The following is a 13472-nucleotide window of genomic DNA, read 5'->3' on the forward strand; positions in this document are numbered from 1 at the left end:
AAGTCCTTCTTCAGTTGCTGATTCTCCAAACCCTCTCTCTCCTTTGAAGCGCATTTTCTAACAAGAAACGTTTTTACAATTGGGAGATGCTTTCTTTTAAAACTTGCACGATCGTGCGAAAGTCATCATCGGTTATGCTTAACGGCGGGGAAAGCTGCAATACATTGTTAAATCCAGCAACAGTATCACCGTTCTTGCCGATTAACAGGCCTTTTTCTTTGCAGGTGCTTATCACTTTATTCAGTTTCTCGACTGCAGCCGGTTCCTTTGTTTGTTTATTTTCCACCAGCTCAATGCCAACCAGCAATCCTTTTCCGCGGACATCCCCTACATTTGGATGATCCTTCAGGCTTTTTAGCGCTTCTAGCAGCCGTTCACCCAGTATGCGGGAACGTTCAAACAACGCTTCATTTTCCATTAATTCCAAATTTTTTAAAGCCAGTGCACAGGCTGCAGGATTTCCTCCGAATGTGTTGACGTGGCGGAAACGGTCATAATCTTCACTGCCCGCATACGCCTCGTAAATTTCCCTTTTGACAGCAGTCGCTGATAGCGGGAGATAACCGCTCGTAATCCCTTTTGCCATTGTAATGATGTCCGGCTTCACGCCGTAGTGCATAAAACCAAATGCCTTTCCGGTCCGTCCGAATCCGCAGATGACTTCATCACAAATCAGAAGGGCACCGTGCTTTTCGCAAATCTCTTTCACCTTCGCCATATAACCATCAGGCGGCAGTAAAATCCCTCCGCCAGTAATGATCGGTTCCATAATAACACCGGCAATCGTTTCACTTAGCTCCCACGTCATTACACGGTCGATTTCCTTGGCACTTTCAAGCGTTTCCACGTCATCCGGATGCCGGTACGTGTCAGGAGGTGCAACATGAAGAAATCCCTGTCCAAGCGGTTCATACTTATACTTTCTTTGTGCCTGGCCTGTTGCCGCAAGCGCCCCCATCGTATTGCCGTGATACGCGCGATAACGGGAAATAAACTTGTACCGGTCCAGGTCCCCTCTTTGCCGGTGGTATTGGCGGGCAATTTTAAAAGCCGTCTCATTGGCTTCCGAACCGCTGTTAGAGAAGAAAATGACGTAATCCCCGCCAAGCCATTCGTTTAATTTTTCGGCCAGCTGAATGGCAGGCACGTGGCTTTGGGATAACGGATAGTACGGCATCTCAAGAAGCTGCTTGTATGCCGCTTCCGCCAATTCTTTCCGGCCGTAACCGGTATTCACACACCATAACCCGGCCATCCCGTCCAAATAGCGGTTACCCTCAATGTCCGTTACCCAAGCACCTTCCGCTTTTGTGATAATCAAATTGGGCTGCCCGGGACTTGCGGCTCCCCTCATGGCATGCCATAAATATTTTTCATCTGTTTCCTGTAACGTTTTTGTTTGCAAATGCATTCATCCTCCCATCCCCTTGATTAAGTTACACGCTGTCGTCTTTTTTGCGCGTAAAAACAGTGTGCATCCTTCCCCCCATTTCCCGGCCAAAAGCAGCTCAATGGCAATATTCCGACTGCCTTGCTGCTGGCGGGTATGGGCTTCCGTTCTTTTGACGGTGCCATGTTCGCCCTGGCATGGCATTCATCCTGAAAAATGTACTGGATGACTTTCATTCTTCTCTGCGAAACGGGCGCCTCCCCACTGCCACCCATATCGATTTTTCACCATCTGCCATGCCATACCCCTGTTCGAAGTCATTTTTGTAAGCGGATTCAGTGAAGGGTTTGACAAATGATTCACCTATTCACATTACATTCCGACAGAGAACCATCCTCCAACCATAAAACTGAAGAAACCAGTAGCCAGAATTTTGGATATAAAAGGGGTCCCCATGCCCGGAAAATCACAACGGTTGGCTAAACAACACTATGCGCATATTATAGAATGAATTTTTTCTCTTTTCAATACCTTTTTTCTGACCACAGGCAGAAAAGATTTTATTGCAGCCGTGTCTGATCAAGATTGTAACCTATGATCGGGAAGATAACCACATAGAAAAGAGAAAACAGTTAACAGTTCGGAAAAAAATTAATTTTCCTTGGATTTTATGGAGGCGATTTCGAAAGGATGCTATAATAAAATTGCTCAAAGCTTGATCTGGGCATAGCATGAATGATGAATGGAGGTGTACGGCTTGAAAAGCTTTATTTTATCTAAAACGTTTGTCATTACTTATGTGATTGTCTTAGCCATATTTGGATTACAATTAATGAGGCCAGCTAAATTTATTAATTTTCTTGTCTTGTTCGTTGGATCTTTTTTCATCGCTGCAGGAATTTCATTTATCATAAATGCATTCCGGAAAAAAACATCTTAAAAAAGCTCCTATATAAATGAACAAAATATCGCGGCTCCGTTGCCTGCTGAATAAAGTAGGCCTCATGCAAATTGTTGCTCATGCTTGATGAAAAACTTAAGTTTATTTTATATAATAGGGGCTTTTTCTTAACACCGTTGTTTTCATTTTAAACATTCGCATGAGTAGGCACCATCAGCAACTCGGCTTTCTACATTAAAAGAAAGCTCTTTTCGCGGCTACAAGAAGAGCTTTCTTCCATTTTTAAATTTTTCATTTTAAGTGATTTGAAGCGTCCCACAGCATTTTTAGCAGTAAATCCGTTCATACGGATCCATTCATCCGCTTTAGTGTGTTTCCTTTTAAAATGGCAGCCATGGAGGTCCGGACCATTTACACTTATCTCATCTCTAAAATTCCCCAAACCAATTGGTTATTTATTTCCAGCAGGATTTGCATTTTTCTTTTTGAACAATTATAGCGGCTATCCCCCACTAAATCAAAGATCTAGAAAGGGACTGCGCTGCTATTAATTGTTCAATTTTGATTACTTATTCGTAACGAAAAGTAACTAGAGTTTGCCGGACGAATCAGCTTTTGGCCTGTTCTGACTCGTCCAGCAAGCTCGTCCAGATTATTGCTTTTAATACTCGCCTTTTATGACAAAAAATGACCCCCGTATGGTGCCGGCCAGTTTTGACTTTTGTCTGGCAAATTTAAATTTCCCTTCTAATTCCTTTGGTACTTCCATCCCCTCAGAAAGTTTAAAACCAACCGCCCGCTTCTTCGGATCATCTACGGAATACATTACATTGACAACGAGGCCATCCTCGTAAAAGACGTAAGCAAATTGGATATTTTCCACTTGAAAACGCGAAGTTTCCAATGGCTTGGCTGCAAATTCAATGCCGCGTTCTTCTTTCAAAATCCTATTCACATATTCTAGGGTCTCTACGCTTTCTGCAGCTGGCAAAACAGTAAATACGTGTTTGTATTTATTCATAAAATAGCGCGCCTCATTCGCACGCAAACCGGCTAGCGCCTTCGCAACAGGTGAAGACTCTAGACCAACATCAGACACATTTTTGAAATCAACGATATAGGACATGCGCAACGCTCCTTTTCCTAAATGGATTTGATGTAAACACAACAATATATAAAAACCATTCTATACTTAACCGCTTACAATATTTGTCCTCGCTCACCAGAAATGATCACTGATATTTTTGGGCTCTCACCTAGCATTTCTATTATAACAAAATTGGTAGCACTGAATGGGGAAATTGCTGAGGCGAGTTTTCGGTGCAAAACATCCATACAAATCCGGCCGTGACCATTTTTGCTAAAAAATCCTGGTTGAATCATGTGCAGAATCTGCTGTTTTTACATTTCCTACAGCAGCGATTATTTGGATAAAGGATGTCTCCTCAAACCCAAGCTTTTGTTTTCACCAAGAAAAAATCTTTCAGCTCTCCCTCCTATTCATGTTAAGTTACCTTACATAAAAAACAAAGAAAACACCAACACTGGTTCTACTTTATCTATTTTGAATAATAAATAGATAAAGAATTGTGCAAAATCGCTAATGAAAAATCGTTTATCCTTTGCTATATTAAAAATACAGATGACATTATATGTGATATTAAATGACATCAAAAGAAACATCCCAAATTCACTACCGTAAATTTATTGAAAAGGAGCTGAAGCAATGGCTACTCAATTGGAAAGTGCTTATCCGCAACCGCAGAAGAAGGCGAGTATGGATCCCTCCCTGATCCCGAAAACAGATGCAGACAGAACAGTTGGCCCTTTGAATTATATTTTTATGTGGATTGGGGACGGGGTCAATATTGGAAATATTACGCTTGGTGCAAGTCTGATTGTGGCCGGGATGGCGACATTAAACATTTACCAAACTTTTGCTGCGGCATTGATCGCCATCAGTATTATTTCAACCATCTTTTCATTGAACGACAGATTAGGCTACAAAACAGGCATTCCGTACGTTGTCCAGCTGAGAATGTCCTTCGGCGTAAAGGGTTCGATATTCACATCGCTTTGCCGCGGTATACCTGCCATTGTTTGGTACGGATACCAAAGCTGGATTGGCGGCACGGCTTTAAATGAAATGGCCAAAATTGCAACGGGCGGAGCTTTTGACAATGCGGCTGTTTGCTTTATCGTGCTCCAATTGTTTCAAATTGCGCTCTCCCTCTATGGCTTTCATGCGATTAAGTGGGTGGAGGCCCTGACTTCAGTCGTGATTTTAGCTGCACTTTTCTATGTGTTCAGCATTCTTCTCACATCCCATAGCGCCACGATTGCAAACAAATGGGTGCATGCAAAAGGAACGTGGGGGCTGCCATTCTTTGCTTTTATCATGACGTTTATGGGCAATTATGCCGCCATCTTTTTAAGTGCAGCGGATTATTCAAGAGAATTGAAAGCCGGGATCAGCCATACAAAAAGAAGGTTATTGTATTTTATTCCGATCTTTATCGCATACGGGTTTGCTTTAACGATGGGGGCCATGCTTGCTTCTGCTACCGGTATTACAAATCCTGTAAAGGCCTTTTCGGTGGTGGTCGATAATCCTTATATTACATTTTTCGTGTCTGCGTTTATCGTGATCGGGACCGTTTCGGTGAATATGGTTGCCAATATTATTCCGCCAACTTACGTCATTACATTGCTTACGAAATTAAAGTATAAGTATGCTGTCACCATTACAGGGCTGCTTGCTTTTGCATCTTTTCCATGGGTGCTTGTCCGGGATTCTTCAGCAAAGGGGCTCGACATTTTTATTCTGGCTTACTCGGCATTTTTAGGTCCGATTGTAGCCATTCTATTGATTGAGTACTACATCTTCCGAAAACAAAAGGTAAATATCGCCGACTTGTACGCGGAAGACGGGCCTTATTCCGGCTATAACCCTGCGGCTGTCATTTCATTAGTAATTGGCGCGGCTGCCGCACTTGCAAAAGTGGAACTGGCATGGATCATCGGCTTTGTTGCGGCTGGTTTAGCCTATGTCATTCTGTCAAAATACGCATTTCCATTTTCAAAATTTAAAAAGGATACAATTTTTCAAAACACAGTCGTTCTCGAACCAAATCACAGGGAGGGCATTCACAATGAAATATGATACGCTCATTAAAAATGGAAAAGTTGTTTTTAGAAACAGCGTTAAAATCGCTGATCTTGCCATCCAAAATGGAAAAATTGCTGTAATTGCGGATAAAATTGAGGAAACAGCAGAACAAGTTTATGATGCTTCAGGCCAATATGTAATGCCGGGAATGGTCGACATCCATGTACATATGTGCGAACCGGGACGGACGGAATGGGAAGGGTTTGAAACCGGAACAAAGGCGCTTGCCGCCGGGGGAACGACAACGTATGTAGATATGCCTTTAAATGCGCTGCCTGCCACGACAACAAAAGATGCTTTAGAAAAAAAGCTTGCCGCTGCCGCCGAAAAAAACTATGTGGACTACGCCTTTTACGGCGGATTAGTGCCCGGTAATCTCGATCACTTAAAAGAACTCTCTGATTGCGGCGTGGTCGCTTATAAATGTTTTATGGCCAGCTGCGGAACCGATTTGCCGGGAGACTTTAAAAATGTAGATGATTACACGCTTTATGCGGGGATGAAAAAATTAGCCGAGCTGGGACATATTTTATTGATTCATGCAGAGAATGCCGCCATTACCGATGGGTTAGCAGAGGAGATGATCAAACAAGGGAAAACAAGTCCGGCTGATTATGTTTCAACACGGCCGGTATTTACAGAAGTGGATGCCATCAAGCGGGCGCTGTATTTTGCGAAACAAACCGGGTGCAAACTGCATTTTGTCCATGTCAGCAGTGCGGAAGGAGTGGAAGAAATTACGAAAGCGCGGAACGAAGGACAGGATGTCACGCTTGAGTCATGCCCCCATTACTTTACCATCACAACAGCCCAATTTGCGGAAATCGGCCCACTTGCAAAATGTTCCCCGCCTTTACGCAGCGAAGCGGAGCAGGAAAAACTTTGGGAAGTATTGAAACAAGGAAAAATCGATATGCTGACATCCGACCATTCCCCTTGCCCGCCTGTAATGAAGGACAGCGAAACCGGTAATATTTTTGAGGTATGGGGCGGCATAACCGGGTGCCAGCATAATGTCGATTTGATGTTCGATGAGGCTGTCAAAAAGCGCAGTATTCCCATTACGCAATTTACGCGCATGATTGCAACCAACCCTGCCGAACGTTTTGGCTTAAAATCGAAAGGGGAAATTGCGCTCGCAAAAGATGCGGATCTCCTCTTTCTCGATCCCGACCGGCCATACACGGTAAGTGCGGAAGACCTCTATTACCGCCATAAGCACAGCCCGTATATCGGCAGAAAAATTGATTGCCGGGTTACGAAAACTTTTGTAAGAGGACAGCTCGTATTTGATCTGGATGGCGGTGGTATCAAGGGTGAGCCGGTTGGCAAATGGATCCGGCCAGCGAAGGTTTCAGACTATGCCGGAGTGCCGTCATAATGCCAACAGCATCAGGCTCTGCTTTCAAGAGCCTGATTTTGCTGGCATAAATTTTGGCCGGTTATCAATAGCTGGCATCCTGTATGCGCCGTGGCAATGCCTTCATTCCTCCCCGGTGTTTCGCTCAAAACTTACGGTTGCTTACGGTATGATTGATCATTCTGTCCCACCCTTTATTTTTTTGTAAAACTTTTATCAAAACATAGCCAAAAATGGCCCCTGCAAAAGAGCTTAAAAAGAAGGCAGGGATAAATCCGAAAAGCGTTGACGCTTGGCCGAGTAAGAAAACAGCAATGGGATAACATGCCAAGGCACCGAGAATGCCTGTCCCCATGACCTCCCCAACAAAGGCAAAAATGAGCTTATTCGTCTTCGCGTACAGATAAGCTGCCAAAAACGCGCCGATCATGCTTCCCGGAAAGGCAAAAATACTCCCCGTCCCAAGCAAGTTACGTAAAAGCGAGGATATAAAAGCTTGCGCAACCGCATAACCGGGGCCGAGCAAAACAGCCGAGAGTATGTTGGCAAAATGCTGTACCGGAAAAATTTTTGCAAAACCAACCGGGATATAAATCAAACTGCTGGATACAGTTGTGATAGCTGCAATAACTGCAGTTGCTGTTATTTTTTGTGTTTTTCTCATTAGAACCAACCTTCCCTCCTTTTTAGTTGCGAATGAAAATCAGACCGGCCAGTCTTGTTTTTTATCGTTCATATCCCAAAATAAATACTCATACTTTGAGGCTATTTGAAAATGGCGTTCTAAGACTGCCAGTTCCGTTTCTGATTTTCCGCTTGCCAGTTGGTCCATTAAGTCAATTAACCACTGCGTTCCGGAGCCGAACGTTTCTGAAGAATAGGTTTCGATCCATTTCTTGTAAGGATTGGCCTCCAATGTGTCTCGATGATTTACTTTTAGCAGTTTCCCAATTTCCCAATAATCCCAGGCACACGGCAACAAGCAGGCAACAAGTTCAGCCAAGCTTCCATTGGCGGCCACTTGCAGCATGTAACTCGTGTAAGCAAGGTTGACCGGCGTTGGTTGGGTTGCTTCTAAATCCGTCCGAGTAACGCCAAACTCGGCAGCGTATTGGCGGTGCAGTTCCATCTCAAAATGCAACGATTCATGGAGCACCGCAGCAAATCTCGTCATCATGCCGAGGTTACCCGCTTTCACAACACCCATGGCAAACAGTTTTGCGTACTCAACTAAATATACGTAATCCTGCTTTAAATAATAGATAAATTTATCTCTTTCTAAAGTTCCGTTTCCCAGTCCCACGACAAAAGGATGGTTATGGTTTTTCTCCCAAATCGGCTGGACATTTTGATATAGTCTTTCTGTAAAAGATCGTTTCAACAATGATTCCTCCTTGTTTACCGGAAAGCCGAATGCGGTTTGCAGGCTGGTTTCACCCTTTGCCCCGAGCAATGGCAGGAGGAGCATCCTCAAAATAAAAAAACCGCCCTCCATCGGAAAGCGGGTGTATCAATTACAAATCATCAGGTGTAATTTCATCACCTACTTCCCTTCGCTAGTACGAACTAGATCAGGTTCAAAGGGTACTTCTCAGCCAACCCGGCGCCCCTAGTAGATTATTATGAATATTCATTTACATTACTCTTACCATATCATAGTATCGTATTTTGTGCAACAGGAGATTTATTGTCCGTCTTTTAAGTTTTTGTAAAATATGGAAACAGAGCCAAAGAATGTTGACTCAAATGCTGCCCGTACCACGCTTCAGTTCCCGAGATACGGTATTTTTATTACAGCCAACCATATCAGTGATTACTTGCATGGATTTCCTTCTGCACGAAGGGTGGCAATCTTCACCATAGATAAACCCCCGTATTGATTGCGTTTTTATCGCAAACGGTTTATCATGTTTTTTTTCATTTATTTAGCTTGTTGCATTTGATTATCCAACTAGCCTTTTGTAATTTTATCAAAAAAGCCTATATAATCTACTATTGCATTTTCAAAATAATCACCTAAATAAATATCGAAATGTCCACAGTCATACTCTTTTATCGTTGCTTTCTTGGAGCGTTTTGCACACTTTATGGTTGCCCAAGCAGGTGCTAATGTATCTTTCCGACAAACCGCATAAAATATCGGTATTCCTATATTTTTAGTGTATCTACTAGGCGAATATTTAAAGAATTCTAAAACCGATCTTGCGGGGGCTTTATTCACAAACTTTAAATTTTCAGGCATCAACTTAAAAACCTTTTTGTAGTCAGAAACAGCCATCATCGCTACTTTCCCCGGCGCATCCACCAATTTAATCATGACCGGATGATACCCGGTAATAGAAGATAAAACGTCAGCTATGGCAAAGGGGAATATTTTTAGGGCAGATAGTGGTGAGACCGTTTTCACTGTAGCTAAGGTGTTTGTATATGGGCACTGTGCCACGGTTGCAAGAATATCTATTCGATGAGCTGATAGGGTTATAACGTGTCCCCCACTAAACGAACTTCCAAACAGGAGTATTTTACTATCATCAATGCTATCATTCTTTTTGATGAAATCAATGGCAGAGTTCCAATCTGCAAGTTGTTCTTTTACATTTATCCGTTGTCTTTTATTTCCGTCACTTGCTCCATGGTTACGATAATCAAATAAAAAGCAGGCATACCCGGCAGCAGCAAACCTTTCAGCATATGCGTCCAACCGCATTTCACGCACTCCACCCAAGCCATGAGCCATTACAATGACCGGGCACCTTTTATCTACATTGGGTAGATATAGCCACGCGCTACACCTTGTTCCATTTGAATAAAAGTCAATATCTTCTCGTCGAAATTGATTGTTCATTTTTCTCCCTTCTCCCGCTTTAGGCGAGCACAAACATTGCACGAAATAGAATTGACATATACGTATAAAAATGGCTCCACAGTGAACTACTCTCACTTCGATGGGTCACTCGAAGTAGGGGTTTCTCGACTTATCGTTACTTTACGAGCTAATGAAAGCTGACCAAGCGATCCTTTTTGTTCCAAGCGTTTATGTTTCATACTAACACCAATAAGCATATGCCTTCTTGTTTGTATCCCCGAATATTGCTCAATTCGTCCAGCGCAGTTTGTGACCAAAATACACGATACTCTTTGTCCATGCTTAAGACCCCTTGAAACATCTCCGAAGATACTTAAGCCCCTGTTCTTTGCTGTAAATGCGTCCGTTTCGCCGATCTTCGCGACTCTTTTGAACCTGACGAACAACTTCTTCATCTTTTGCCAGATATTCAACTTCCTTTTCGTTTAGTGCTTGTTCTCCCCGCTTGAAGGTTAAAAATTCAATAAAATCATACACTTCAAGGACATCTTGTTCAGGAATTTGATCAATCATCCGCTTTAATTCTTCACGGCTCACTCTCAAAACGTTTCACCGCCTTGTGGTTTATTTTCTCATTATATTTTTTAAATGCAAACACACTCCACATGGCTCAGGTGCTGTGAGATATCAGGACGTCCTATCCGTTAAGCAGAATCTGGGTTAGCCATGAGACATCTTTTAAAACGATACTCAATCAATAGCGTTTGCTGCGACATTGAAGGGTATTGATTCTGGCCCGGCCTTAAAATAGCAGTACCGGCCACTTTCCCTAATTTGCCGCGTTTCGGCACTGTCCAGGAAATGGCCGAAATTGGTTAAAAATACTTCAATTTCAGGACTTATATTTTCGGAAATCTATTTTATCAATGTCTTTATAATTGTTATGATCTGCTCTATAACTATTCATAGAGGAAGCCTCATAAACACATAAATATTGTTCAGGATTTAGTAAATAAAATTGAACATCCCCCTTTTGATGCATTTCCGGATCTTCTAATTTTACGCCTGCAAAATTGGGGAAAGTGGGTAGTTGTTCTTACCCGTTGCCCTGCAGGCGGTCAATCAGCTAAATAGTTGCCTTCCATATTGTCCACCGGTCTTTTTCAACGATGTTATTTTCCTTTGTCACCTTTTTCTGGACATAATCGGTCAGCAAACTTAGTTCTTGATCATCCAGTTCATACAAAATGCTTCTTCCTGTTCTCTCACTTATGTCTTTTAATAATTGCGCTTTATTCTCGTGTACCTTTCTTATTTCCCATAATTTAACTTCTTCGATTTTTTTGAACCCCGCTTCTTGCAAAGCCTCGATAACCGTTTGGCTGCTATGCCTGCGTTTTATTTCCTTTTCAATTAATTTTGGAAATAACTCAAATAAATACCCTCTGATGTTTGTGTTATCTCCTTCTAATAAGCAATCATCGGGTGTGCGATCTTGAATAATGAAAACTCCGCCATCCTTTAACAGTCTGTGTGCTTCTTTAAAACAAGCAAGCAAATCCCGAAGATGGTGTATTAACGCTCTTTCAATCACCAATTGAAAACTTTGGCTTTCTAAGCCTGTATCATAAGCGTTTCCGAGTTGAAAGGAGATATTTTTATAGTCTTTACAATTTTCCTTCGCTCCTTCAAGAATCGGTTCCGAAAAATCGATGCCTATAACAGTTTGAACGCCCATATCTGCCAAGGCTTTTGAATAAATCCCTCCTCCGCACCCGATATCTAAAGCGTTTGATATATGCTCGACAGTTAGCAGACTTCTCATCATGTCAATCCAGGAACGATCCGCAACACGGGTTGTATAAGTCAATCGATTTTGCCTACTGTGAAAATCAATTCCCATTTCTTATCCCTCATCTCTATTGAAAAATCATATTACTCTAAAAACTGAACTTAGGTTTTTATATTAAGACCAAGTCATCCATTCTGCATCATGATTGCTTCGCAGCCAGCAAAAAAATAGCAATGTTTAGCACATTTTATCCAGCTTTATTTTATTAAACTTCAGCGAAAAGAAAAATTCGGAAAATTTTATTGCAAATCATAAATATTCATTATGGTTCCGGTAATAAGCCATTTATTGGAGATTTTCGATGTTGAATAAAAAATAGCCCTAATTTTGGAAAAATTGATTTTCACAAAAACCTGACACGTATTTGGGAAAATGTCTGGGTTGTACGGCTCAATGCTGGCTCTCTTCGACGAATTCTTCGTGAAATTTCTTTAGCTCTTCTGAACGATTAAATACTTCCATATTATGCTTGTCCGGATTAAACGTCGGCACTCTGTTATAATCCGGTGTAGCTTTACGGAACATTATAGAATCGAGGTATACTACAATGTCAATTTTGGAGGCTTTATTTAGCTTTAAATCAAATAGAAGGCAGCATTCATCTACATGCAGTTTTGCATAATCTGTAAGATCGAGGCTTCCATTTTCTAACCTTTTAATGTATTTTGAGTCGTTAATAACGTAATGACCATCAACATAAATAAAATTACCGCTGTCTATAATCTTTGCGAATTCCGGATTTGCATAGTATTCAAAAAAGGAATCGCTTAGGCTAATACTGTATGTTTGATTCTTATGTAATGAGTCTGCTTTAAATGAATAATTGCTGATAAAGTGGTCATCGACGTATGTATATACACCTTCAACTTCCTTATATCCAAGGTCAAGCATCCTTATTTTGGCTGCTATCCTTGACACCTGGAAGAAGTCTGCCAATTCATACACGACGTTTTCCATTATATTTAACCTGTCATGAGTACCAAAAAGGAGCTCATTCTTTATTATCAGCTCCTCAATCTTTTTAATGGTCATTGATTTAGGCATAAGGATGCGAGGTGCTATTCCGTTAGCATGCCATTCCATCCAGTCTTCTGGTGTCCATTGCTTTTTGTATTTTGTTGTTTCGTTTACTCTACAGCTTATCAGCAAAGCATCGCTGTTATATGTCTTAACTAACTCATGGTATTTTCTATGCTTATACCAATGAACACACTCATGAATAATGGTATTGTTCATACACCCTATGTTTCGCATGAAATACACATTAGGATCTACGAGAATTGTTCCTCTTGAAACTTCCAAAGGCTTATATGTTCTTTCATTTCTGTCGTAATACTCTATTGTGCAATCGTCAAAGACTATTTGACCAAATATAGTGAAATGCTTTGTAAGCTGGATTTCCTTAACCTTAAGCCCCATTCTTTTCACTACTTCATCTACTGGAATGGGCATAGGAACACTTAATGCTTCTGGGCAAAACTCATTTAGAAACTCAGTAGCAACATCGTCAAACTGTTCCTTTTCTATAATTGGCACTAAATACTCAGACAGTCGGCCTAATTTGCTCTCTCTGTACTTGTTATATATTGAAACAGAGTTGATTTGAAAATTCTGAATCCCGTCATCAAGGTCAGCTTTACAGGAGATACGGAACCATTGTTCTATACCGTCAGTCTCGCGATTCCTTCGTACTGTTTCTGCTATTTCAACTTCTGCGGAAATAATTACATCAAATAAAATACTGTTACCTGGCGAGTCGGTTATGTCTATAGTTATAATGTCAAAGTCGGATAATGCCGCTTCATCCGGTGATTGCACACGGTATGAGTTGGATTCCAGCTTATCCGGGTTGTCCTCAATATACTCGGACAATTCGTCAAAGAGTTCATTGTAATACATATTTGCAATAACATCTCTGAACGAGCTGACGCTTGCCATACCGTACCTCCCAATAACACTTCATCATACAGACCAGATATTTCCTTATGTAAATT

At 41.6% G+C, this 13472-nt stretch carries 10 protein-coding genes and 1 riboswitch; of the genes, 2 read left to right on the forward strand and 8 right to left on the reverse strand.

Annotated elements, in window-relative coordinates:
* Positions 1 to 73: 73 nt before the first annotated feature.
* Both BCOA_RS20030 and BCOA_RS20045 read right to left on the reverse strand, forming a co-directional pair.
* Positions 74 to 1411, reverse strand: a complete 1338-nt coding sequence (locus BCOA_RS20030; RefSeq protein WP_014095928.1) for an aspartate aminotransferase family protein — start codon at positions 1409 to 1411, stop codon at positions 74 to 76.
* Positions 1412 to 2952: 1541 nt separating this feature from the next.
* Complete coding sequence (locus BCOA_RS20045) at positions 2953 to 3417, reverse strand: hypothetical protein (RefSeq protein WP_014095930.1); 465 nt, start codon at positions 3415 to 3417, stop codon at positions 2953 to 2955.
* 600 nt (positions 3418 to 4017) lie between these two features.
* On the opposite strand from BCOA_RS20045, the gene BCOA_RS20050 reads away from it, so the two are divergent.
* Together BCOA_RS20050 and allB are read left to right on the forward strand one after the other, a co-directional pair.
* A complete protein-coding gene (locus BCOA_RS20050) occupies positions 4018 to 5454 on the forward strand; it encodes an NCS1 family transporter (protein ID WP_014095931.1) in 1437 nt (478 codons plus the stop codon).
* Positions 5444 to 6841 carry an allantoinase AllB gene (gene allB, locus BCOA_RS20055; protein WP_014095932.1) on the forward strand — a complete coding sequence of 466 codons (1398 nt, stop codon included), beginning with the start codon at positions 5444 to 5446 and terminating at the stop codon, positions 6839 to 6841. Before BCOA_RS20050 ends, allB begins: the two co-directional genes overlap by 11 nt.
* A 124-nt stretch (positions 6842 to 6965) precedes the next feature.
* Here the strand turns inward: allB and thiW are convergent, their stop codons facing one another.
* The 6 genes from thiW to BCOA_RS20085 form a co-directional block, all read right to left on the reverse strand.
* Positions 6966 to 7484: an energy coupling factor transporter S component ThiW gene (gene thiW, locus BCOA_RS20060; protein WP_026104635.1), complete on the reverse strand. Its 519-nt coding sequence runs from the start codon at positions 7482 to 7484 to the stop codon at positions 6966 to 6968.
* A gap of 39 nt (positions 7485 to 7523) precedes the next feature.
* Entirely contained in the window at positions 7524 to 8315 is a 792-nt protein-coding gene (gene tenA / locus BCOA_RS20065) for a thiaminase II (protein ID WP_307189397.1), read from the reverse strand.
* A 36-nt stretch (positions 8316 to 8351) separates the two neighbouring features.
* A riboswitch (TPP riboswitch) is annotated at positions 8352 to 8441 on the reverse strand.
* Positions 8442 to 8771: 330 nt separating this feature from the next.
* The gene (locus BCOA_RS20070; RefSeq protein WP_014095935.1) at positions 8772 to 9665 is read right to left on the reverse strand and encodes an alpha/beta hydrolase; all 894 of its coding nucleotides are present in this window, start codon (positions 9663 to 9665) and stop codon (positions 8772 to 8774) included.
* A gap of 303 nt (positions 9666 to 9968) precedes the next feature.
* Entirely contained in the window at positions 9969 to 10223 is a 255-nt protein-coding gene (locus tag BCOA_RS20075) for a hypothetical protein (RefSeq protein ID WP_225621020.1), read from the reverse strand.
* Between the two features lie 529 nt (positions 10224 to 10752).
* A complete protein-coding gene (locus tag BCOA_RS20080) occupies positions 10753 to 11529 on the reverse strand; it encodes a class I SAM-dependent methyltransferase (RefSeq protein WP_014095937.1) in 777 nt (258 codons plus the stop codon).
* Positions 11530 to 11868: 339 nt separating this feature from the next.
* The gene (locus tag BCOA_RS20085; RefSeq protein WP_014095938.1) at positions 11869 to 13416 is read right to left on the reverse strand and encodes an ImmA/IrrE family metallo-endopeptidase; all 1548 of its coding nucleotides are present in this window, start codon (positions 13414 to 13416) and stop codon (positions 11869 to 11871) included.
* Between the last annotated feature and the right edge of the window lie 56 nt (positions 13417 to 13472).

Source organism: Heyndrickxia coagulans 36D1 (genome assembly GCF_000169195.2).
Classification (GTDB): Bacteria; Bacillota; Bacilli; order Bacillales; family Bacillaceae_C; genus Weizmannia; species Weizmannia faecalis.